17 protein-coding genes are annotated in these 21,732 nt (G+C 71.9%); 8 read left to right on the top strand and 9 right to left on the bottom strand.

What is annotated here, in order from left to right; genetic code table 11:
* Nucleotides 1-2: 2 nt before the first annotated feature.
* The 4 genes from AB5J56_RS32750 to rsmH all read right to left on the bottom strand — a co-directional run bounded on the left by AB5J56_RS32750 (nt 3) and on the right by rsmH (nt 5,259).
* On the bottom strand, nt 3-1,532 hold the full coding sequence (locus AB5J56_RS32750) for a UDP-N-acetylmuramoyl-L-alanyl-D-glutamate--2,6-diaminopimelate ligase (protein WP_369237915.1): 1,530 nt from the start codon (nt 1,530-1,532) through the stop codon (nt 3-5).
* 214 nt (nt 1,533-1,746) lie between these two features.
* Nucleotides 1,747-3,708, bottom strand: coding sequence for a peptidoglycan D,D-transpeptidase FtsI family protein (locus AB5J56_RS32745; protein ID WP_369237913.1), 1,962 nt, complete (start codon nt 3,706-3,708; stop codon nt 1,747-1,749).
* Between the two features lie 5 nt (nt 3,709-3,713).
* Nucleotides 3,714-4,250, bottom strand: a complete 537-nt coding sequence (locus AB5J56_RS32740; RefSeq protein ID WP_369237911.1) for a septum formation initiator family protein — start codon at nt 4,248-4,250, stop codon at nt 3,714-3,716.
* A 52-nt stretch (nt 4,251-4,302) separates the two neighbouring features.
* Nucleotides 4,303-5,259, bottom strand: coding sequence for a 16S rRNA (cytosine(1402)-N(4))-methyltransferase RsmH (gene rsmH / locus AB5J56_RS32735; RefSeq protein ID WP_369237909.1), 957 nt, complete (start codon nt 5,257-5,259; stop codon nt 4,303-4,305).
* 433 nt (nt 5,260-5,692) lie between these two features.
* Here rsmH and AB5J56_RS32730 point away from each other — a divergent pair, with 433 nt between their 5' ends.
* The 4 genes from AB5J56_RS32730 (at nt 5,693) to AB5J56_RS32715 (ending at nt 11,405) form a co-directional block, all read left to right on the top strand.
* Complete coding sequence (locus AB5J56_RS32730) at nt 5,693-6,241, top strand: beta-class carbonic anhydrase (protein WP_369237907.1); 549 nt, start codon at nt 5,693-5,695, stop codon at nt 6,239-6,241.
* Between the two features lie 264 nt (nt 6,242-6,505).
* A complete protein-coding gene (locus AB5J56_RS32725) occupies nt 6,506-7,537 on the top strand; it encodes an AAA family ATPase (RefSeq protein ID WP_369237905.1) in 1,032 nt (343 codons plus the stop codon).
* Nucleotides 7,537-8,901, top strand: a complete 1,365-nt coding sequence (locus AB5J56_RS32720) for a DUF58 domain-containing protein (protein ID WP_369237903.1) — start codon at nt 7,537-7,539, stop codon at nt 8,899-8,901. The genes AB5J56_RS32725 and AB5J56_RS32720 overlap by 1 nt, the downstream gene beginning before the upstream one ends.
* Nucleotides 8,898-11,405 carry a DUF3488 and DUF4129 domain-containing transglutaminase family protein gene (locus AB5J56_RS32715; RefSeq protein ID WP_369237901.1) on the top strand — a complete coding sequence of 836 codons (2,508 nt, stop codon included), beginning with the start codon at nt 8,898-8,900 and terminating at the stop codon, nt 11,403-11,405. The genes AB5J56_RS32720 and AB5J56_RS32715 overlap by 4 nt, the downstream gene beginning before the upstream one ends.
* Before the next feature lie 251 nt (nt 11,406-11,656).
* Here AB5J56_RS32715 and AB5J56_RS32710 read toward each other — a convergent pair whose 3' ends face one another.
* The 3 genes from AB5J56_RS32710 to AB5J56_RS32700 form a co-directional block, all read right to left on the bottom strand.
* Nucleotides 11,657-12,052, bottom strand: a complete 396-nt coding sequence (locus AB5J56_RS32710; protein WP_369237899.1) for a DUF3040 domain-containing protein — start codon at nt 12,050-12,052, stop codon at nt 11,657-11,659.
* A gap of 275 nt (nt 12,053-12,327) precedes the next feature.
* Entirely contained in the window at nt 12,328-13,155 is an 828-nt protein-coding gene (locus AB5J56_RS32705) for a methyltransferase (RefSeq protein WP_369237897.1), read from the bottom strand.
* A gap of 189 nt (nt 13,156-13,344) precedes the next feature.
* Nucleotides 13,345-13,884, bottom strand: a complete 540-nt coding sequence (locus AB5J56_RS32700; protein ID WP_369237895.1) for an SAV_6107 family HEPN domain-containing protein — start codon at nt 13,882-13,884, stop codon at nt 13,345-13,347.
* 196 nt (nt 13,885-14,080) lie between these two features.
* On the opposite strand from AB5J56_RS32700, the gene AB5J56_RS32695 reads away from it, so the two are divergent.
* The 4 genes from AB5J56_RS32695 to AB5J56_RS32680 all read left to right on the top strand — a co-directional run bounded on the left by AB5J56_RS32695 (nt 14,081) and on the right by AB5J56_RS32680 (nt 19,675).
* Nucleotides 14,081-14,926: an ATP-binding cassette domain-containing protein gene (locus AB5J56_RS32695; protein WP_369237893.1), complete on the top strand. Its 846-nt coding sequence runs from the start codon at nt 14,081-14,083 to the stop codon at nt 14,924-14,926.
* A complete protein-coding gene (locus tag AB5J56_RS32690; RefSeq protein ID WP_369237891.1) occupies nt 14,898-16,982 on the top strand; it encodes a YhgE/Pip family protein in 2,085 nt (694 codons plus the stop codon). Before AB5J56_RS32695 ends, AB5J56_RS32690 begins: the two co-directional genes overlap by 29 nt.
* Before the next feature lie 35 nt (nt 16,983-17,017).
* Nucleotides 17,018-17,647 (top strand): TetR/AcrR family transcriptional regulator, encoded by a 630-nt coding sequence (locus AB5J56_RS32685; protein WP_369237889.1) that lies wholly within the window; start codon nt 17,018-17,020, stop codon nt 17,645-17,647.
* A 528-nt stretch (nt 17,648-18,175) separates the two neighbouring features.
* Nucleotides 18,176-19,675 (top strand): phytoene desaturase family protein, encoded by a 1,500-nt coding sequence (locus AB5J56_RS32680; protein WP_369237887.1) that lies wholly within the window; start codon nt 18,176-18,178, stop codon nt 19,673-19,675.
* 94 nt (nt 19,676-19,769) lie between these two features.
* Here the strand turns inward: AB5J56_RS32680 and AB5J56_RS32675 are convergent, their stop codons facing one another.
* Entirely contained in the window at nt 19,770-20,741 is a 972-nt protein-coding gene (locus AB5J56_RS32675) for a hypothetical protein (protein ID WP_369237885.1), read from the bottom strand.
* Nucleotides 20,742-20,798: 57 nt separating this feature from the next.
* Nucleotides 20,799-21,722 (bottom strand): methylenetetrahydrofolate reductase [NAD(P)H], encoded by a 924-nt coding sequence (gene metF, locus AB5J56_RS32670; RefSeq protein WP_369237883.1) that lies wholly within the window; start codon nt 21,720-21,722, stop codon nt 20,799-20,801.
* Nucleotides 21,723-21,732 lie beyond the last annotated feature (10 nt).

The following is a 21,732-nucleotide window of genomic DNA, read 5'->3' as shown; positions in this document are numbered from 1 at the left end:
GTTCATCCCTGGGTCTTCTGGATAGCTTCGCGAAGCACCTGGCGGTCGTCGAAGGGACGCACCACCCCGGCGATGTCCTGCCCCTGCTCGTGGCCCTTGCCGGCGATCAGCACGGTGTCGCCGGGCTGGGCGCGGGCGACGGCGGCGGCGATGGCGGCGGCCCGGTCCTCGAAGACCTGGACCTCGCCGCGCTCGTGCGCCGGCACCTCGGCGGCGCCCGCGAGCATCGTCGCGAGGATCGCGAGGGGGTCCTCGGAGCGGGGGTTGTCCGATGTCAGTACGGCGGTGTCGGCCAGGCGCGCCACGGCGGCGCCCATCGGCTTCCGCTTGGTGGTGTCCCGGTCGCCGCCGCAACCGAGCACGACGTGCAGCCGGCCCTCGGTGACCTTGCGCAGCGCGCGCAGGACCGATTCGACGGCGTCCGTCTTGTGGGCGTAGTCCACGACCGCGAGGTAGGGCTGTCCGGCGTCCACGCGCTCCAGGCGGCCCGGCACGCCCGGCACGGCGGCGATGCCGTCGGCGGCGGCCTGCGGGTCGAGCCCGGCCTCCGCGAGGGCGACGACCGCGGCGAGCGTGTTGGCGACGTTGAAGGGGCCCGCGAGCGGCGACCTGGCGGTGATCCGCTGCCCCTTGGGGCCGAGCACGGTGAACGTCGAGTCCATGGGCCCGACTTCGACGTCCTCGGCGCGCCAGTCGGCGTCCGGGTGGCCCTCGGCGGAGAAGGTGACGACCGGGACGGAGGCCTCCTTGGCGAGCCTGCGCCCGTACTCGTCGTCGAGGTTGACCACGCCGAGTCTGCTGCGTTGCGGTGTGAACAGCTGTGCCTTGGCCCGGAAGTAGTCCTCCATGTCGGAGTGGAACTCCATGTGTTCCGGGCTGAGGTTGTTGAAGACGGCGATGTCGAAGACGCAGGCGTCGACGCGGCCGAGGACCAGCGCGTGGCTGGAGACCTCCATGGCGACCGCCTCCACCCCGCGCTCGCGCATGACCGCGAAGAGGGCCTGGAGGTCGGTGGCTTCGGGGGTGGTCCGCTCGGACTTGATGCGCTCGTCGCCGATGCGCATCTCGACCGTGCCGATCAGCCCGGTGGCACGGACCGTCTTCAGACCGCCCTCGACGAGGTACGCCGTCGTGGTCTTGCCGGACGTGCCGGTGATGCCGATCTGGAGGAGGTCGCGCCCCGGGTGGCCGTAGATCGTCGCCGCCAGCTCGCCCATCCGCCCGCGCGGGTTCTCCACGACGAGGACGGGCAGACCGGTGGCGGCGGCGCGCTCGGCGCCCGTCGGGTCGGTCAGCACGGCGACGGCGCCGAGACCGGCGGCCTGCGTCACGAAATCGGCGCCGTGCAGACGGGCGCCGGGCAGGGCGGCGTACACGTCACCGGGGCGTACGGCGCGGGAGTCGTGGGTGATGCCCGTGACCTCCACCGTGTCTGTCGAGGTCTCCGGCTCAGCGACGCCCAGCTGATCGGCGAGTTCCGCGAGGGGTGTGGCGGAGACGTGAACCGGTCGAGGCGGCCCCGGATATGTCACAGGAACGCCCTTCTGGGTGGTTTGGGACTGATCAGCGTGTGGCACGGCGGTGAGCGTACCGGGCGCACCCCCGCCGGAGCGAAGCGAGGTGCGCGGCGAGCCGTGGTTCCCGGGGTCGGGAGTGATCGTTGTCACGGGCTGGTTCCTGGTCGGTGTTCCGGGTGGTAAGGGCATTTCCGGGCGGTGCCGATCGGGCCGTGGGGCGGCGGGTGGATCAGGGCGTGAAGTCGACGGGCAGTCTGGCGGGCGGCGCGCCGGTGGGCGGGACCTGGAGGGTCTTCAGGGCGAACTCCATGACCTGTTTGTAGATCGGTCCGCAGATCTGGCCGCCGAAATAGTTGCCCTTGGTGGCGTTCTGGATCGCGCAGTAGACCGTGACGCGCGGCTTGTCCGCGGGCGCGAATCCGGCGAACGACGAGGTGTAGCCGTGGTACTTGCCGGTGGCCGGATCCACGCGGTTGGCCGTACCCGTCTTGCCCGCGATCCGGTAGCCGGGAATGCGCGCCTTGGCACCGGTGCCCTGCTCGTCGTCCACGACGGACTCCAGCATCTGGGCGAGGGTCTTCGCCGTCTTCTCGCTCACGACCCTTGTCTTCTTGGGCTTCGCGGCCGGGGTGAAGCGCCCGTCGGGGCCCTTCGTGCCGCGCACCAGCGTCGGTTCGACTCGTACGCCGCCGTTGGCGATCGTCGAGTAGACGGACGCCGCCTGCATGGCGTTGATCGACATGCCCTGGCCGAAAGGAATCGTGTACTGCTGCGAGGTGGACCACTTGTCGGGGGCCGCGAGGATGCCCGAGGTCTCGCCCGGGAAGCCGAGCCCGGTGGCGCTGCCGATGCCGAACTTGCGGAGGTAGGAGTAGAGGACCTGGTTCGCCTGTCGCTGGGTCTTGCCGAGCTGGCCGGCCGCCAGGATGGTGCCGATGTTGCTGGACTTGGCGAGGACGCCGTTGAGCGTCAGGTTCCAGGTCTTGTGGTCGATGTCGTCCTGGAAGAGGCGGTCGCCGCGGTGCAGCCGGTTGGGCACGACCACGTGCGTGGCGGGCGTGGCGACGTTCTCCTCCAGTACGGCGGCCATCGACATGACCTTGGCGGTGGAGCCGGGCTCGTAGGCGTCCTGGAGGGCCGCGTTGCCCATGGCCGCCGAGTTGGCCTGGGAGAGGTCGTTCGGGTCGAAGCCGGGCGAGTTGGCCATGGCCAGGATCTGGCCCGTCCGGGTGTCCTGCACTATCACGTACCCGCGGTCCGCCCTGGACTTCTTCACCTGCTCGGTGATGGCGTTCTGCGCGGCCCACTGGATGTCGCGGTCGATGGTCAGCTCGACGTCCGAGCCGGACACGGCGGGCGTCTCCGTGGAGCCCGCGGTCGGCACCTGACGGCCGCCGGACTGCGCGTAGCGGATCTTGCCGTCCTTGCCGGAGAGGACCTTGTTCAGCTGCTGCTCGACTCCGCCGCCGCCCTTGCCGTCGGCGTTGACCCAGCCCAGTATCCCGGCGGCCAGGTCACTGTTGGGGTACACCCGCTTGGTGGTGGGCTCGGAGAAGACGCCCGCGAGGACGTTGACGGTGGTCTTGTCCGTCTCCGACTTGGTGGCGAGCGCGGTCTTCAGGTCCTTGATCTGGTTCCAGACCTGCGGGGTCAGGCGCCGGGCGAGCCGGACGTACTGCGTGTGCTTCGTCCTGAGCTTCCTCGCGACCGTGTCCGTGTCCTGGCCGAGGATCGGGGCGAGCAGCGCCGCGGCCTGCTCGGGCGCGTCCGACGTCTTGGTGGCCTTCGCCGTGAACATCGTGGGGTCGGCCGTGATGTCGTACGCGTCCACGCTGGTCGCGAGTTCGACGCCGTCGCGGTCCGTGATGCCGCCGCGCTCGGCGGCCAGGGTGCGGCCGACGTACCGGTTCTGCTCGGCCTTGGCGGCGTAGGTGCTCGCGTCCACGGCCTGCACCTGGAGCAGCCGTACGACGAAGGCGACCATCACCAGGGCGAGCGCGAGGCCGACCATGCGCAGCCGCGGCCGGGGGCTGCCCAGCCGCAGGACGGTCGGTCCGCTCTGGCGGGGAGGGCCGGGGCGGCGTACGGGACGGGCGGGGCGGGCGCCGGGGCCCGGGCGCCGCTGGCTCCCGGGGCGTACGGGCCTGGCGGGGCCGGGCACACGGCGGCGCGGCGGTTCCCTGTCGGACACTTCCGTCACCTGCCGGGAGTCGGGGAGGGCTGTGTGGGCGGGGCGGTGGTCGGCGTGCTGTTCGCCGGGGTCGGCGTCGGCGTCGGTGTCGCGGTGGGCGTCGGGGTCGGCGTCCCGGTCGGCGCGGGGGCGATGACCTCGGGCGGGCGGACGACCGGGATGCTGACGGAGGTCTGCCGGGCGGCGGCTCCGGGGACACCCTTGACGGTGCCGTTCGGATTGAGGAACGCCGGGTCGCCGCCGGGGATCATGCCGAGCTCGCGGGCGCGGCGCTGGAGGGCGTCGGGGGCGGCGTAGGCGTCCACGTCCCGCTGGAGCTGCTGCTCCTCGTCGGTGAGGCTCTTGGTGTTCTTCTGGAGGTCGTCGAGGCGGAACGCCCCTTCGCTCAGCGCGGAGTTCAGCACCAGGAGGCCGATGAGACCCCCGCCGAGCAGCAGCACGACGAGCAGGACGAAGGGAGTGCGGGCCGCCTGGCCGGTGCCCGCGGGGAGCAGGCGGGCGAGACGGGCGGCCCTGCCCCTCAGTTCGGGTTTCCTACTCACTCACGCTCCCCTTCGTGTGCCTCACACGGCCCCCTTGTGTCTCACTTGTGGGTCACTCGGCGTCCTCGCGGATGCGCTGCGCCGCCCGCAGCCGCGCGGGAGCCGCCCGGCGGTTCTCGGCGACCTCTTCCTCCGTGGGAAGTTCGGCACCGCGCGTCAGCAGCTTGAGCCGGGGCTGGTAGCGCTCGGGAACGACCGGCAGACCGGGCGGCGCGGTGTTGGCGGCGCCGGCCGCGAACACCTGCTTGACCAGCCGGTCCTCCAGGGAGTGGTACGACAGCACGGCGATCCGGCCGCCGACCGCGAGCGCCTTCACGGCCGCGGGAATCGCCGTCTCCAGGACGCTCAGTTCGCCGTTGACCTCGATGCGCAACGCCTGGAAGGTGCGCTTGGCGGGGTTGCCGCCGGTGCGCTTGGCGGCCTGCGGCAGGGAGTCGCGGATCAGTTCGACGAGCCTCGCGCTGTTGCTGAAGGGCTCCTTGTCGCGCTCGCGCACGACGGCCGAGACGATGCGCTTGGCCTGCTTCTCCTCGCCGTACGCCCGCAGGATCCGCACCAGTTCGCCCGGCGGGTAGGTGTTGAGCACCTCGGCCGCGCTGATGCCGGTCGTCTGGTCCATGCGCATGTCGAGCGGGGCGTCCTGCGCGTAGGCGAAACCGCGGTCGGCCTCGTCGAGTTGCATGGAGGAGACGCCGAGGTCGAACAGGATGCCCTCGACGCGCGGGATGCCCAGGCGGTCGAGTACGTCGGGGAGTTCGTCGTAGACCGCGTGGACGAGCGTGGCGCGTTCACCGAAGGGGGCGAGCCGCTCACCGGAGAGGCGCAGCGCCTCCTTGTCCCGGTCGAGGGCGACGAGGCGGGCCTCCGGGAACCGGGCGAGCAGTGCCTCACTGTGGCCGCCGAGGCCCAGGGTGCAGTCGACGACCACGGCTCCCGGGCGCTCCAGGGCGGGCGCCAGCATGTCCAGGCACCGCTGGAGCATCACGGGAACATGTCGACTCTGGCTCAAGGGGCCCTCTCAGGTCCGGCGCGCCGGTACGCACCGCCGGGTCCCCGCCCGCTCGTGAAGGGGAGATCTGCCGGCGCCGGGTGAGTGGCGTCAGCCGACCGGAGCGGGAGGAGGCCGAGCCGTACGTACGCGTCGCGCACGCGGGGAGACGCCGGAAAATCGCCGGGCCTCCGGGGAAAAACAATCCAGCAGGGAGGGCCTCGCCTCCCGCTTCGCGTCACTTTAGTCCACGGTGTCTCGCGGTCAATCAACCGGCATGCGCGTCGCGGACCGCTCCTCGGCGAAATCCGGAGGGAGCGGCGAACACCGCGAAAACACCCGTTCGGGCGCACCCGCGACCCCCTTGTGGGTTACCTCACAACAAGGCCTGATGATGTTCTTTGTCCGCTCTCACACCAGGACTACTCCATGCGTGACCAGTACCGTCATGGCTATGACGACTTCTGCATCCGTTCCCACTGAACCCGAAGACGCCATATCCACCGACGGCACCGTGACGGACCGCTTGATCGACGCGAACCAGCAGTACGCGGCCGCGTTCACCGATCCCGGGATGGACGCCCGTCCCGTCCTGCACGTCGCGGTGGTCGCGTGCATGGACGCCCGGCTCGACCTGCACGCCGCCCTCGGCCTGGAACTGGGCGACTGCCACACCATCCGCAACGCGGGCGGGGTGGTCACCGACGACGTGATCCGCTCGTTGACCATCAGCCAGCGGGCGCTCGGGACCCGCAGCGTCGTGCTGATCCATCACACCGGCTGCGGCCTGGAATCCCTCACCGAGGAGTTCCGGCACGACCTGGAGATGGAGGTCGGGCAGCGTCCCGCCTGGGCGGTGGAGGCCTTCCGGGACGTCGAGCAGGACGTACGGCAGTCGATGCAGCGGGTGCGCACCTCGCCCTTCCTGCTGCACGCCGACGACGTCCGCGGCTTCGTCTTCGACGTGCACACGGGCCTGCTGCGCGAGATCGACCCCGCCTGACAGCTCCGGCAGGGGCCCCTGCCAGCCCCTCCGAGCCCCCATGGGACCCTCACTTCACGAAAACCCCCCGGACATCCGGCGCCCAAAAGGTCGTAAGACCTGACATATCGCAGCCAGTTATCCACAGGCGAGTGACACGAACCGGTAACGGCAACAAGAATGCGGGTGTGGCGTCACGCGGAACTATTCGCGCGTGGTGTCCGTGTTTCGGGGTGGGCCGGTCCGCACAGGGCGTCGGCCCGGGAAAGGGCCGAGGAGGGCCGGGTGACGACCTATGACGATCGAGCGAGCCTTACAGATCTGACCGCCACTGTGGAGCGTGTCCGCAGTTCGGTGGAAGGAGTGATCGAGGGCAAGCCCGAGGTCGTACGGCTTTCGCTGACCGTGCTGCTCGCCGAGGGACATCTTCTGATCGAGGATGTCCCGGGCGTCGGCAAGACCATGCTGGCCAAGGCGCTGGCACGGTCCATCGACTGCTCGGTGCGGCGCATTCAGTTCACGCCCGACCTGCTGCCCTCGGACATCACGGGTGTGTCCATCTGGGATCAGCAGCGTCGGGACTTCGAGTTCAAGCCGGGGGCGATCTTCGCGCAGATCGTGATCGGCGACGAGATCAACCGTGCCTCCCCGAAGACCCAGTCGGCGCTCCTGGAGTCCATGGAGGAGCGCCAGGTCACCATCGACGGGACGACCTACGAACTGCCGAGCCCCTTCATGGTGGTGGCCACGCAGAACCCGGTCGAGATGGAGGGCACCTACCCGCTGCCCGAGGCCCAGCGCGACCGCTTCATGGCCCGGGTCTCCATCGGATACCCCAGCGCGGACGCCGAGCTGCAGATGCTCGACATCCACGGCGGGTTGAACCCGCTGGACGACCTCCAGCCGGTGGCCCACGCGCACGAGATCGTGAAGCTCATCGACGCGGTCCGCACGGTCCACGTCGCGGACACGGTGCGGCGGTACGCGGTGGACCTGGTCGCCGCCACGCGCACCCACCCGGACCTCAGACTCGGTGCCTCGCCGCGTGCGACGCTCCATCTGCTGCGTGCGGCGAAGGCCTCGGCCGCCCTCAGCGGCCGCGAGTACGCGCTGCCGGACGACATCCAGGCCCTCGCCGTGGCGGTGCTGGCCCACCGCCTGCTGCCCACGGCCCAGGCTCAGTTGAACCGTCGTACGGCGGAGCAGGTCGTGCTGGAGATCCTGCAGCGCACTCCCGTGCCGGCCGCCCCGCAGCAGCAGTCCGGCTTCGGTGTGGGCGGTGCGACCTATGGCCAGCAGCCGCCACGGAGGCTGTGATGACGCACGGGGGGACGGGGCACAGCGCCGAGGAGGACAAGGGCGGGCTGCGCACGGCGCTCGCCGGTCTCACCACGCGCGGGCGCTCCTTCCTGGCCGCCGGCGTGGCGGCCGCCATCTGCGCGTACGTCCTGGGGCAGGGCGATCTGCTCCGGGTCGGCCTGCTGCTGGCCGTCCTGCCGCTGGTCTGCACGACCGTGCTCTACCGCACGCGCTACCGGGTGGCGGGCAGCCGCCGCCTCTCCCCCGGGCGCGTGCCCGCCGGCAGCGAGGCCCGCGTCCATCTGCGGATGGACAACGTCTCGCGCCTGCCCACCGGGCTGCTGATGCTCCAGGACCGGGTGCCGTACGTGCTCGGTCCGCGCCCCCGGTTCGTCCTGGACCGGGTGGAGGCGGGCGGCCGCCGCGAGGTGTCCTACCGCGTGCGCTCGGACCTGCGCGGCCGCTACCCGCTGGGCCCGCTGCAACTGCGCCTGACCGACCCCTTCGGGATGTGCGAGCTGACCCGCTCCTTCTCGACCTACGACACCCTGACCGTCATCCCCCGCGTGGAGGCGCTGCCGCCGGTCCGGCTGAGCGGCGAGGCCAAGGGGTACGGCGACGGGCGGCAGCGCTCGCTGGCGCTGGCCGGCGAGGACGACGTGATCCCGCGCGGGTACCGGCACGGCGACGATCTGCGCCGCGTGCACTGGCGGCTGACCGCACGCTACGGCGAGCTGATGGTCCGCCGCGAGGAACAGCCGCAGCGCTCCCGCTGCACGGTGCTGCTGGACACGCGCGGCCTCGCCTACCAGGGCGCGGGCCCGGACTCCGCCTTCGAGTGGGCGGTGTCCGGCACGGCGTCCACGCTGGTGCACATGCTGGAACGGGGCTTCTCCGTACGGCTGCTGACGGACACCGGCAGTTCGGTGCCCGGCGAGGGCGCCGACGGGTTCACGGGCGCGAGCCAGGAGTCGGCCGACGCGGCCGGGCTCATGATGGACACCCTGGCGGTCATCGACCACTCCGACGGCACCGGGCTCTCCCGGGCCTACGACGTACTGCGCAGCGGGAACGAAGGGCTGTTGATCGCCTTCCTCGGCGATCTGGACGAGGAGCAGGCGACGGTGCTCGCCAAGATGCGCCAGCGCAGCGGCGGAGCCGTCGCCTTCCTGCTGGACAGTGACACCTGGGTACGGGAACCGGCCGATGTTCCCGACCCGTTGGACAGGAGCGAGGATCGACTGCGCATGCTGCGCGAGGCGGGCTGGACCGCTCTGAAGGTGCCGCGCGGAAGCGGACTCGCCGACCTGTGGCGCCAGGCCGACCGGCAACGCTCCGGCGTCGCGTCGACGGGCAGCACGGCGGGGGGTGGTGGCTCATGAGCGGGCGCGCGCGACTGGCGCTGTGCGCCGCGGCTGCCACGCTGATGGCCTCCTGCGCCCTGCTGCCGCTGGTGGACCCGGCGACGTGGATCCTGCAGGCGGCGTTGATGCTGGCCGTGCAGACCGGTGCGGGCGCGCTGACCCGGCGGGTTCCGCTGGCCCGGCCGCTGACCGTGGCGGTGCAGGCGCTGGTGACGCTGATGCTGCTGACGCTGGTCTTCGCCCGGCAGCAGGCCATCGCCGGGGTCGTCCCCGGCCCCGAGGCGTTCCACCGCTTCAGCGTGCTGCTCCAGGCGGGCACCGACGACGTCGGGCGGTTCGCCATTCCGGCGCCGTTGTCCGACGGCATCCGGCTGATGCTGGTCGGCGGCGTCCTGGTGATCGGACTCGCGGTGGACGCCCTCGCGGTGACCTTCCGCAGCGCGGCCCCGGCCGGGCTCCCGCTGCTCGCGCTGTACTCGGTCGCCGCGGGGCTGTCCGGTGGCGGCGCCGCCTGGCTGTGGTTCCTGCTCGCGGCCGCCGGCTATCTGATGCTGCTCCTGGCCGAGGGCCGCGACCGGCTCTCGCAATGGGGCCGTGTCTTCGGCGGTGCGTCGCGCAGCCAGGGGCCGGAGTCCTCGGCGGGCGCCCTCGCGCCCGTGCGCACCGGGCGGCGCATCGGCGCGGTCGCGCTGGGTATCGCGCTGGTGGTGCCGCTCGGCCTGCCCGCGCTCGACGGCGGCCTGCTGGACGGCGCCGGTACGGGTGTCGGTTCCGGCACGGGCGGTGGCGGCACGATCTCCGCGGTGAACCCGCTGGTCTCGCTCCGCGACAGCCTGAACGTGAACGAGGACCGCCAGGTCATGTCGTACCGCACCAACACGGACGACACCCAGGACATGTACCTGCGGATCGTCTCTCTGGACGAATTCGACGGCACGGCCTGGAAACCGGCCCAGCGGCACATCATCGACGTGCCGGACACGTTCCCGCTGCCGATCGGCCTCGGGGGCGACGTACGGCGGACCGAGATCCGGACCAGGATCGCCGCGGCGGACTGGTACGCGCAGGACTGGCTGCCGATGCCGTATCCCGCGAGCAAGGTGAACATCAAGGGCAACTGGCGGTACGAGCCGGTGGGCCGCACCCTCGTCGGGGACCACGGGCAGAACACCCGGGGCGCGCAGTACGAGGTCACCAGCCTGATCGTGCAGCCGACGGCGGAGCAGCTCGCGAACGCTCCGGAGCCCTCGGACGACATGAAGCGCGACTACACGCACGTGCCGGACTCGCTGCCGTCGGTGGTGGCCAGCACCGCCCGCCAGGTCACCGAGGGCGCGCAGAACCACTACGAGCAGGCGGTCAAGCTCCAGGACTATTTCGCGGTGACCGGCGGATTCACCTACGACACCCAGGTGCAGGCCGGCAGCGGTTCCGCGGCGATCGCGAAGTTCCTGAAGGACAAGGAGGGCTTCTGCGTCCACTTCTCCTTCGCGATGGCCTCGATGGCGCGGACGCTGGGGATACCCGCCAGGGTCGCGGTGGGCTTCACTCCGGGCTCCCCGCAGGGCGACGGCTCGATGTCGGTGGGCCTGCGCGACGCGCACGCCTGGCCGGAGCTGTACTTCGAGGGCATCGGCTGGACCCGCTTCGAGCCGACCCCCAACCGGGGTTCGGTGCCGTCGTACACCCAGCCGGACTCCTCCGGGAGCGACCTGCCCGACCTGCCGAAGCCGTCGACGTCCGCCTCCACGGCGCCGTCCGTCGCACCGTCGGCCAGTGAGAGCTGCTCGGCCGAGCAGAAGAAGCTGGAGGCGTGCAGCGGGGCGCTGCCGCAGAACACCGCGGGATCGGGCGACGACGGTCCGCCCTGGTACAAGATCATGTGGTGGACGCTGGCGGGTGCGGCCGCGCTGGCGCTGCCGTTGGTGCCCATGCTGTGGCGGCTGCGCAGCCGGTCGATGCGGCTGGCCTCCGCCCAGCACGCGCCCACCGGTCAGCGGCTGTCCCGCGCGGGACCTCGCGGCGCCGAGGAGGACGTCACGGGTGACGTCGAAGTGACCGCCCCGGCCGGGGCAGACGCCTCGCGCCGCGCCGCCGAGGTGGCCGCGAGGCACACCCTGGCCGTCTGGCGCGAGCTCACGGACACCGCCTGGGACTACGGCATCGTGCCGGACGACGCGCTGACCCCGCGCAAGGCGGCCGCCCGGATCGTTCGGATCGGGCAGCTCGAACCGGGCCCTGCCGAGTCGGTCCATCGCGTGGCCGGGGCCGTGGAGCGGGTGCTGTACGCGCCGCAGCCGCGGCCCGAGGCCGGGCTGGCCGACGATGTGCGCCGGCTGCGGGTGGCCCTGCGGTCCACGGCGAGCCGTAGCACCCGGCTGCGGGCGCTCGTCGCGCCCCGCTCGGCCATCCGTGTGGTGTGGGACCTCTCCGAGCGCTGGGCGGCTGCCAAGGCGCGCTGGGCGGCCCGCGCGGCGAGCCTGCTGCGCCGTCCGTCGACGTCGGGCGAACAGAACGGCTGACCGCCGTCGGGAGAGTGGAACGGCTGACACACCGACGCCCGGTCCGGGAGGTCTGACCTCCGGGGCCGGGCGTCGTACTGCCGTCTCCCGTTTCGAGCCCGCCCCGAGCCCGACCCAAGGCTGCCGATACCGGCGCTCATGGAGGGCAGGCCCGCTCCTCCGCGGGCCGCACATGCTTCAGGGGTGACCGCCTTCTCAGGTGGTCACCCCTGTGTGCGTATGGGTGGGCGGGCCGCTGGGAGACTGCGGGGTCACTGACCCTGTTCGTCGCGGCGGCGCTGCCAGCGTTGTTCGATGCGGTCCATCATGGAGCGGCGCTGTCGGCCCTGACGACGCCCGGCGGGTGCGCCGGGCGTGGCCGTCTGCTCACCGGGCTTGGGTGCCTTGCGCCAACCGGTGACGGCAAGCACCGCGCAGCCCAGCATGACGAGGAAACCCACCACGCTCAGCCAGATCTGTACTGCGACCATTCCGGCCATGAGGAGCGCGATACCCACCAGAAAGCCCGCGACCGCCTGGTAGACCCGTCGCCGGGTGTACGTACGCAGCCCGCTTCCCTCAAGCGCTGTCGCGAACTTGGGATCTTCGGCGTACAGCGCTCGCTCCATCTGCTCGAGCATTCGCTGCTCGTGCTCCGAGAGCGGCACGGCGTCCTCCTCATCGTGCAGTCGCCGGGGCGACCGGGGGTCCCCTTCAGGATAGGCAGGGAATCGCCCCCGTGAAACCCGCCCCTCTACGCCAATAAGCCAACCGGAACCCGCCATGGCACCCCGATTCACTGAGGCGTGCATTCCCCAGCGGCCGGTCTGTCATGCCGGGCGGTCTCCCTCGATCATACGGCGCCGAGCGCCCGATCGGGGGGCCTGTGGCGTACTCCATGTGCGGCCAAGGCCCTGATCAGCGGCGCGCCTCGGGAGGCCGCTCAGCCCTCTTCGGCCCCCTGCGTCTCACCCAGCACGTGCAGTTGCGTGGCCACGGAGTGGAACGCGGCGAGTTCGGCCGCGGCTGCCTCGAGCTTCAGCAGCGCGTCCAGGGCCCCCGGCTCGGTGTCCACGAGGACCCCGGGGACGAGGTCCGCGAAGACCCGTACGCCGTGCACGGCACCGACCCGCAGGCCCGCGCCCTCGACCAGCGCGGTGAGCTGTTCGGTGGTGAAACGGTGGGGTACGGGATCACCCTCGCCCCAGCGGCCGTCCGGGTCGTCGAGCGCCTGCCTGGCCTCCTTGAAGTGCCCGGCGAGGGCGCGCGCCAGGACCGCTCCGCCGAGGCCCGCGGCGAGCAGGCTGAGGACGCCGTCGGGGCGCAGCGCGTCCACCACATTGCGCACGCCCTCGGCCGGGTCGTCCACGTATTCGAGGACGCCGTGGCACAGCACCGCGTCGTACCCGCCGCGCTCGACCACGTCGAAGAGGCCGTGCGCGTCGCCCTGGACACCCTTCACACGGTCGGCGACTCCGGCCTCGGCGGCCCGGCGCTCCAGCGCGAACAGCGCGTTCGGGCTGGGGTCGACGACGGTGACGCGGTGGCCGAGACCGGCCACGGGTACCGCGAAGTTGCCGCTGCCGCCTCCGGTGTCGAGGACGTCCAGCGATTCCCGCCCGGTGGCCTTGACCCGGCGGTCGAGGGCGTCCTGGAGGACCTCCCAGACCACGGCGGTACGGAGGGAAGCGCGGGAAAGAGCGGGGCCGGAGCGCAGCGACGTCGGTTGCGGCTGGTGGTGGGCGACGGGCGGGCGCATCGGGTCCGACACGGCAGTTGACTCCTCGGCGCGGCACCGCCTCTTGCACGGCGGAGCGATCGGCGTGCCTCCCGCTCCCGTGGCCGGGGCGGAAGGCTTCAGGCGGCTCCACCCTATTGCCTCCGACGCCGTACCCGATCCTCCGTCTCACGCGGCGGATCGGGTGGGGGCGGTGGGTCCGGCCCCGGCGCGGTGTGCGGGTCAGCCCGCATCGGGGACGTCACTGTCCTCGTCCTGACGGGGCTGGGGCAGCACCGGCTGCAGGACGAGCATCCGCTCGACGAGGCGCAGGAACATCGCCACGTCGCGCAGCAGGTCGTCGGCGTCGCGGCTGCTGGCCGCGCCCTGTATGCCCGCCTCGGCGCGGGCGCGGCGCCGGGCCCCGGAGGCGAACAGCGCGCTCCACTCGGCGAGTTCGGGCGCTATTTCGGGGAGCACTTCCCAGGCGCTGCGGATGCGGGCCCGGCGTCGGAGCGTGGGCTCCGGGCGCCCCCGCGCGGCGAGGACGGCCGCGGCGGTGCGCAGGGCGGCCAGATGGGCCGTCGCATAGCGCTCGTTGGGCGTTTCGAGGGCGGTCGCCTCGTCGAGGCCGGCGCGGGCCTGGGCGAGCAGGTCGAGGGCGGCGGGCGGGGCCGTGGCCCGGCGGAGCACAGGGTGCACATCGCTCGCCGGGCCGGTCAGTGAGGGGGCAGGGCCGGAGGCGCGGCGCCGGTGGGAGGCGGCTGCGGACGAGTTGGCCATGACGAACCTCCTGTCGTCGTGTGACGGCACGCCCTGACACGAGGTGCCGTATGTGCCCATCGTGCGGTATGCCACTGACAATCCGTTCTGACCTGGGCTTTTGCTTCGATCGACAGTTCGGGTTAGTTTTTGCACTGACCAGTCAGTTCAAAAGTGGGGGTCTTGACCGGACTCCCGGCAGGGGATCGAGGGGGAGATGGACGGGCCGGAGCAAGTTGCCGGAGTCGCCGTCGGCGCCGAGGGGTTCGGGCTCAGGGGCCCGCGCGGCTGGGCGTTCCGGGACGTCCGCATCGCCGCGGACCCCGGTTCGCTGATCGCGGTCGAGGGACCGTCCGGCTCCGGCCGGACGTGTCTGCTGCTCGCGCTCACCGGGCGGATGAAGCCGACGGAGGGGACCGCCACGGTGGGCGGGTCGGTACTGCCGAAACAGCTGGCGGCGGTGCGGCGGTTCAGCGCGCTGGCCCACGTCCCCGGCGTCACCGACCTCGACCCCGCCCTGACCGTCGGGGAGCACCTGCGGGAACGGGCGCTGCTGCAGCGGCGGTTCGGCGGTTCCGTGCGCGGTCTGCTGCGACCGCGGGGGGAGCGGATCGCGGAGGCGAAGCTGCGGATCGACACCGCACTGAGCGCCGCCGGGCTCGACCGGTCCGCGCTGCCCAAGGGCTCGCGGACGGCCGTACGGGACCTGGAGCGCCTGGAGGCGCTGCGGCTGTCCGTCGCCCTCGCCCTCATCGGCCGCCCGCGTCTGCTGGGCGTCGACGACGCCGACCTCAAGCTCTCGGACGCCGAACGGGCCGAGGCCTGGGCCCTGTTGAGGTCCCTCGCCGACTCCGGCACGACGGTCGTGGCCGTGTGCAGCGAGGCCCCCGAGGGCGCCGTAGTGGTCCGGACCTCGCCGCCCGAGGACGACACACGTGACGCCTCGGAGCCGGACACCGAGATGCCGGGGACCGAGATGCCCGAGACCGAGATGCCCAAGACCGCGAAGCCCGACGACGAGAAGGGGGCGGCGGATGCGCTCGCCGAAACTGGCCGCGCTTGAGCTCAGGCGCTTCGGCAGGGGCAGGCTCCCGCGGGCCGCGCTGGCCGCGCTCCTGCTGCTGCCCCTGCTGTACGGCGCCCTGTACCTGTGGTCCTTCTGGGACCCGTACGGCCGTCTGGACCGCATCCCGGTGGCGCTCGTCAACGACGACAAGGGGGCGACCTCCGCCGGCCAGAAGGTCGCGGCGGGCGACGACATCACCGAGGGGCTGCGCGACAGCGACACCTTCGAGTGGCACGAGGTGAGCGCCGCCGAGGCCCGTGCGGGCGTCGAGGACGGCACGTACTACCTGTCGCTGACCATGCCGTCCGACTTCAGTAAGAGGATCGCCTCCAGCTCCGGGGCGTCCCCCGAGACGGGCGCGCTCCAGGTCCGTACGAACGACGCGAACAACTACATCGTCGGGCAGATCTCCAGGACGGTGTTCAGCGAGGTGCGCACGGCCGCCTCCACGAAGGCGTCGCGGTCGTTCCTCGACAAGATCTTCGTGTCGTTCTCGGACATCCACGGGCAGACCGAGAAGGCCGCCAAGGGGGCCGACAAGCTCACGGGCGGGATCGGCAAGGCGGAGAAGGGCTCCAAGGACCTCGCGGACGGGCTGAAGGAGGCCAAGAAGGGCAGCGGCAAGCTCTCCGGGGGCCTGAAGAAGCTCAACAAGGGCGCGGGCGACCTGGAGGACGGCTCGAAGCAGGTCGCGGACGGCACGCAGAAACTCGCCGACAAGGTCAACGGGGTCGCCGACAAGGTGGGCCCCTTCCTGAAGGACAACGAGAAGTCGATCGGTGACACGGCGCAGCTCGTCGCCGACTCCGCCTCGGGCATCCGCGACAACCTCGACACCCTGGTGAAGACGGCCCCGACCGCCGCCAAGGGCGCCCACGCGGCCTCCGACACGCTGAACGCCGTCTACAAGGCACGCTGCGAGACCCTGCCGCTGCCCGACGCCGCCTGCCCCGATCTGAAGAAGGCCAAGCAGGCGGCCGCGGACGTCGCGAAGGTCGCCGACGACGTCAACGAGCTGATCGCCGACCAGGACGGCGACCTCGACAAGCTCGACAAGAACCTCGCCACCCTGCAGAAGCAGGCGCAGGCACTCGCCGACCGCTCACCGCACCTCTCCGAGGACCTCACCGATTCCGTATCGAAGATCAACAAGCTGAACGAGGGGGCCGGCAAGGTCGCCGCGGGAGCGAAGACGCTGCACACCGGGCTCGGCACGGCCAAGACCGGCGCCTCCGACCTCGACACGGGTGTCGGGAAGCTCAAGACGGGCGCGTACGACCTCAACGGCGGTATCTACCAGCTCGGCGACGGCTCCGGGAAGCTCGCCGGCGGGCTGCACGACGGCGCCGGCCAGATCCCCGACTACGACAAGAAGGACCGCGACGAGCGCACCGGCGTCATGTCCGACCCGGTCCGGCTCGCTTCGAAGGACCTGCACCACGCACCGAACTACGGCACCGGTTTCGCCCCGTACTTCATCCCGCTCTCCCTGTGGGTGGGCGCGATGGTGGCGTACATGCTGATCCCGCCGCTCAACCGGCGCGCGCTCGCGGCGGGCGCCTCTGCCTGGCGCATCGCGCTGGCGGGCTGGCTGCCAGTGGCCGCGCTCGGCGTGCTCCAGACGGCGGCGCTGATGTCGGTGCTGCACTGGGCGATCGGCCTGGAGATGGTCCGCGCGGCGGGAACGGTGGGCTTCCTCTTCCTGGTGACGGCGTGTTTCGCGGCGATCGTGCAGTGGCTGAACGCCCGCTTCGGAGCGGCCGGGCGGATCCTCGTCCTCGCTCTCCTGATGCTCCAGCTGACGTCGGCGGGCGGCACGTACCCCGTCCAGACCAGTCCGGGCTTCTTCAACGCGATTCACCCCTTCCTGCCGATGAGCTACGTGGTCGCGGCCCTGCGCAGGCTCATCACGGGCGGCGGTCTCGGGCCCGTCTGGCAGGCCTGCGCCGTCCTTCTGGCGTTCACCGCGGGCGCGCTCGCGCTCACCGCCCTGTCCGCACACCGCAAGCAGGTGTGGACCCTCGACCGACTGCACCCGGAGCTGAGCCTGTGAGCCCGCACATCACCGGCCCTGTGACAATCAGAGCCATGGACAGCAGCAGCACCACGGGAGGCGGCGGCACCCGCCGCGAGGCGACACGGCAGAAGCTCTACGAGGCGGCCGTCACGCTCATCGCGGAACAGGGCTTCTCCGCCACCACCGTGGACGAGATCGCCGAGCGCGCCGGGGTCGCGAAGGGCACGGTCTACTACAACTTCGCGAGCAAGTCCGTCCTCTTCGAACAGCTGCTGCGGCACGGCGTGGAACTCCTCACCGCCTCCCTTCGGGAGGCGGCGGAGAAGACCGCGCGCGAAGGGGGCAGCAAGGTCGACGCCCTGGACGCGATGATCCGCGCCGGGCTGGTCTTCATCGACCGCTATCCGGCCTTCACCCAGCTCTACGTGGCCGAGCTGTGGCGCACCAACCGGGCCTGGCAGTCCACCCTGATGGTGGTGCGGCAGGAGGCGGTCGCGGTCGTCGAGGGCGTCCTGCGCGACGCCGTGGCCAGCGGCGAGCTCAGCGACGAGATCGACATCCAGCTGACGGCGTCCGCCCTGGTCGGCATGGTCCTGGTGGCCGCGCTGGACTGGCAGTCCTTCCAGCCGGAGCGCTCTCTCGACGATGTCCACTCGGCGCTCTCCCGGCTCCTCCAGGGGCGTGTGAGCGGCAGCCGCTGAGCCCGGCCGCAGCCGCCGGTCCGGGCGGGCCGTCGGCGCACACGAAAGCGCCGGTGCGAGGTGGCCGCGTCCCCCGCGGGCCACCTCGCACCGGCGCTTCGCGGTGCTTCCCCGAACTCCCCCGTGCTCCCCCGTTGGGCCCCCGTTCGGTCGTTCCCCCGGGTCCCCCCGTGCCTCGCTTCCGCCGACAGGTCGGCGGAAGGAGCGGTCAAGGGCGCTGCACCGTTCCGCCGCCCCGTGTCGGCGGTGCCGGAGCCGCGCCCCTTGCCGTGCCTCCACTCTCCCGTTCGCGCAGGTCGGGCCCATCCGCGCGCGTACTCATCTCACTCCCTAGGTACGGATACTCAGCCCTGCGCACTCATGCCCAGAACGCACCGTTGCCGACTGGTTACGTTCGCGTCCGTGTCCGTACTCCCTCCTGGCCGGAGCCTGGGGCTTTGTCCCCCGGGAGACGTCACGACGGGCGGCCTTTCCCCTGGCTGACGGCCGGGGCACGGGTTGTCAGTGGTGGCCGATAAAGTCCCTGGCATGGCACGGATTGCGGTGATCGGCGCCGGGATGGGCGCGATGGCGGCCGCTGCCCGGCTGGCCGTCGCGGGCCACCGGGTGGTGGTGTACGAGCGCGCGGCGACGTACGGCGGAGCGGTGGGCCGCGTCGAGCGCGACGGCTTCTCCTTCGACACGGGCCCGGGGCTGCTCCCCCTGCCCGCGGTCTACCGCGACCTGTTCGTCAAGACGGGCAAGGAGCCGCTGGAGGCGTGCGTCGAGCTGGTCCAGGTCGACCCGTCGTCCCTTCACGTCTTCGCCGACGGCACGCGGGTCTCGCTGCCCAACGCCTCCCGCGCGGGGGTCGTAGCGGCCCTGGACGGGGCGCTGGGGGCGGGCGCGGGCGAGCGGTGGGGCGACTTCCTGGTGCGGGCGCGCGAGGCCTGGGACCGGACGCGCCGGCCGCTCCTGGAGGAGCCGCTCTGGCCGAACTGGTCGGTGCTCGGGGACCGCGAGCCCTATCCGGCGGTGCCGCACAAGCGGCTGCTGCGCACCCGGCGGGCCACCACCCTCGCCGAGGTCGGCGCGTGGGAGCTGCGCGATCCGCGCCTGGCGGCCCTCCTGGAGAGCCACGCGCTGGCGTACGGCCTCGATCCCCGGGTCACCCCGGCCAGTGCGGCCGTGCTGCCCTACATGGAGCACGCCTTCGGCAGTTGGTACGTGCGGGGAGGCATCAGGGAGCTGGCCCGCGCGGTGTACGAGCGGTGCGTGGCACGCAGGGTGGAGTTCCGCTTCGGGACCGCCGTCGAGCGGCTCGTCGAGAAGGACGGCCGCGCGGCCGGTGTCGAGCTCTCCGACGGCTCGGTCGCGGAGGCGGACTTCGTGGTGGCCGGGGTTGCGCCCGGCGTGCTGGACCGCATCGTCTCCAGTGCGACGCTGCGCGGCGAGGGCGAGATCGCACCCCGCGGCGAGGGCTCCACGCCGAGCCGGCTGACCGTGCTGGTGGCGCTGCGGGGCGGACGGCCGGAGGGAGCGGCACACCGGACGGTGGTGCACGCGGCGGACCGGGAGGGCGAGTTGGACTCACTCTTCGGGGAGCAGCCCGGGTTCCCGGCCGCACCCACCGTGACGGTGCTGCGGCCCGCCGACCCCGCCCCGGTGCCGGATGCGGAGCACGAGGCGGTCACGCTGACCGTCACGGTGCCGTCGGGTGCACAGGTGTCAGCGGCGGACGTGGAGCGGGTGCTCTCCGTCGCCACCCGCGCGATACCCGACCTCCGCGACCGGCTCCGCTGGCACGAGACCCGCACCCCGGCCGACATCGCCGAGGCGACGGGCGCGGACGGCGGCGCGGTTCCGGCCCCGGCGCTCGCCGCGGCGGACGGCCGTCTGCTGCACCCGGCCAACAGCACCCGGATGCCGGGCCTCTTCGCGGTCGGCGGCTGGGCGCACCCGGGCGGCGGGCTGCCCCACGCGGGCATGTCGGGCGCCCTGACCGCCGGGCTGATCGTGGAGGGCCCGGAGTTCCGCGGCTCGCAGTGAACCGCTGAGGCACCGCAGCGCGAAGCACCGGCGGAAGCCGTGAACGCGTGAGGGCCCGGCGGGTACTGCCCGCCGGGCCCTCACACGGCTGTGCTCAGTACCGGTACTGCTCGTCGTACCCGGTCCCGTTGCCCTGGACGTTGCCGTTGCCGTTGTCCTGGTACGGATACGGCTGCTCCGGCGGGAGTTCGCCGCCGTACGGGTCGTCGGTGCTGCGCTGCTGTGGCACCCAGAGGCCGCCGGCCGGGGTCTCGCCGCCGTAGCCGCCCGTGGCGTACGGGTCCTGGGCGTAGCCCTGCTGCTGGCCGTACTGCTGCTGCTCGCCGCCGTAGGTGGTGTCGTACGTGGCTCCGCCGTAGGTCTGGGTGCCGATGTACGGATCGGAGTAGGCGGCGTACTGCTGCTGTCCGGTGGTGTCGTAGGCGTACTGCTGCTGGTCGTAGCCGGTGTATCCGTCGTACGCGAAGTTCTGGCTGGGGTCCTGGGCCTGGGCGGTGGCCGCGTAGGAGGGGTCGGTGGCGGCCGCGTACGCCGCGTCGGTGTAGACGCCGTACTGGCCGGTGTCCTCGGGCAGCGGCTGCGGCTCGTAGACGGCGGTGCTCTCGGCGGCCGAGGCCATCGTCTCGACGGGCTGCGCGGGACGGAACACGTCGTCACGGTCGTAGTCGTCGTATGCCTCGTCCTGCGTGTACGCGGCCTCGCCGGTCGCTTCGAGGTCGGTGACCTCCAGCGTCGGTTCCTGGTGATCGGGCTCGCCGCGGCGGCGCTTGCTCTTGCCGCCCTTGCCACCGCTCATGACGCCGGCGCCCGGACGGTTGCGGACGGCCCAGCCGGACGCGAAGCCGCGGCGGAACGACAGGGTGACGTAGGTCTGGCCGACCGTGAAGGCGGCGGCACCGAGGCCTATGACCACGACGGAACGGCTCAGTACGCCGAGGACGACGCCGAGGAAACCGACGAAGGCGAGCAGTCGCCAGCGCAGCCGCGCCTTGTACTGCAGCAGGACCTCGCCGAGCAGCCACAGCGCGACGATGCCGAACGCGATGTAGAGGACCGTAAAGCCCATGTACGCCCCTCTCCCAGGTGGCCGCTACGCAGTGTGTCGTACGCGGGTGCGACCGGTCTAGGCCTGCTGTGGGTGGTGCAGCCCCAGATTTTCGTAGATTTCCAGCGTCGCCGTGGAGTTGTTGAGCGTGATGAAGTGCAGTCCGGGGACTCCCTCGTCCAGCAGCTTCGCGCAGAACTCCGTCGCGAACTCAATGCCAATGGAGCGTACAGCCGCCGGATCGTCTTCGGCTGTGAGGATCCGCTCTTTCAGGACGGCGGGGATGGCGGCGTTGCTGAGCTGCGGCAGGCGCTCCAGCATCTTCACGCTGGTCACCGGCATCACCTCGGGAATCACCGGGGTCTCGCAGCCGGCGGCGCCGACACGGTCACGAAGGCGCAGATAGGACTCGGGCTGGAAGAACATCTGCGTGATCGCGTAGTCGGCGCCGGCGCGGCACTTGTCGACGAAGTGCTCGACGTCGAGGTCCCACTCGGCGGAGCGCGGGTGCATCTCCGGGAAGGCCGCGACGCCGACGCAGAAGTCGCCGGACTCCTTGATGAGACGGACGAGTTCGGCGGCGTAGGTCAGGCCGCGGGGGTGCGGCACCCAGTCGCCCATCGGGTCGCCGGGCGGGTCGCCGCGGACCGCGAGCATGTTGCGGATCCCGGCGTCGGCGTACTGGCCGATGATGTTGCGCAGCTCGGCGATGGAGTGGTTGACCGCGGTGAGGTGGGCGACCGGGGTGAGCGTCGTGTCGGCGACGATCTGCTCGGTCTCCTTGACGGTGCCCGCGCGCGTGGAGCCGCCTGCGCCGTAGGTCACGGAGACGAAGTCGGGGGCGACGGCCTCGACGCGGCGCAGCGCGTTCCACAGGTTGCGCTCGCCCTTGGGGGTCTTCGGCGCGGAGAACTCGAACGAGTAGGTCTTCTTGCCGGTGGCGAGCATGTCGCGCACGGTGCGTGCGCGATCAGTCCTGGTGGAAGCGGATCCGAGGGCCATACCGGCAGGT

The sequence above is a fragment of the Streptomyces sp. R21 genome, from assembly GCF_041051975.1.
GTDB lineage: Bacteria > Actinomycetota > Actinomycetes > Streptomycetales > Streptomycetaceae > Streptomyces.
The sequence above is the reverse complement of the archived record's forward strand: the minus strand, read 5'-3'. Positions and strand labels throughout refer to the sequence as shown.

Bases quoted from the DNA above. Each gene is read 5' to 3' on its own strand.
- AB5J56_RS32730 (WP_369237907.1), top strand. From the start codon at position 5,693: ATGACGACTTCTGCATCCGTTCCCACTGAACCCGAAGACGCCATATCC.
- AB5J56_RS32720 (WP_369237903.1), top strand. From the start codon at position 7,537: ATGACGCACGGGGGGACGGGGCACAGCGCCGAGGAGGACAAGGGCGGG.
- AB5J56_RS32715 (WP_369237901.1), top strand. From the start codon at position 8,898: ATGAGCGGGCGCGCGCGACTGGCGCTGTGCGCCGCGGCTGCCACGCTG.
- AB5J56_RS32700 (WP_369237895.1), bottom strand. From the start codon at position 13,884: ATGGCCAACTCGTCCGCAGCCGCCTCCCACCGGCGCCGCGCCTCCGGC.
- AB5J56_RS32695 (WP_369237893.1), top strand. From the start codon at position 14,081: ATGGACGGGCCGGAGCAAGTTGCCGGAGTCGCCGTCGGCGCCGAGGGG.
- AB5J56_RS32690 (WP_369237891.1), top strand. From the start codon at position 14,898: ATGCGCTCGCCGAAACTGGCCGCGCTTGAGCTCAGGCGCTTCGGCAGG.
- AB5J56_RS32685 (WP_369237889.1), top strand. From the start codon at position 17,018: ATGGACAGCAGCAGCACCACGGGAGGCGGCGGCACCCGCCGCGAGGCG.
- AB5J56_RS32680 (WP_369237887.1), top strand. From the start codon at position 18,176: ATGGCACGGATTGCGGTGATCGGCGCCGGGATGGGCGCGATGGCGGCC.
- AB5J56_RS32675 (WP_369237885.1), bottom strand. From the start codon at position 20,741: ATGGGCTTTACGGTCCTCTACATCGCGTTCGGCATCGTCGCGCTGTGG.
- metF (WP_369237883.1), bottom strand. From the start codon at position 21,722: ATGGCCCTCGGATCCGCTTCCACCAGGACTGATCGCGCACGCACCGTG.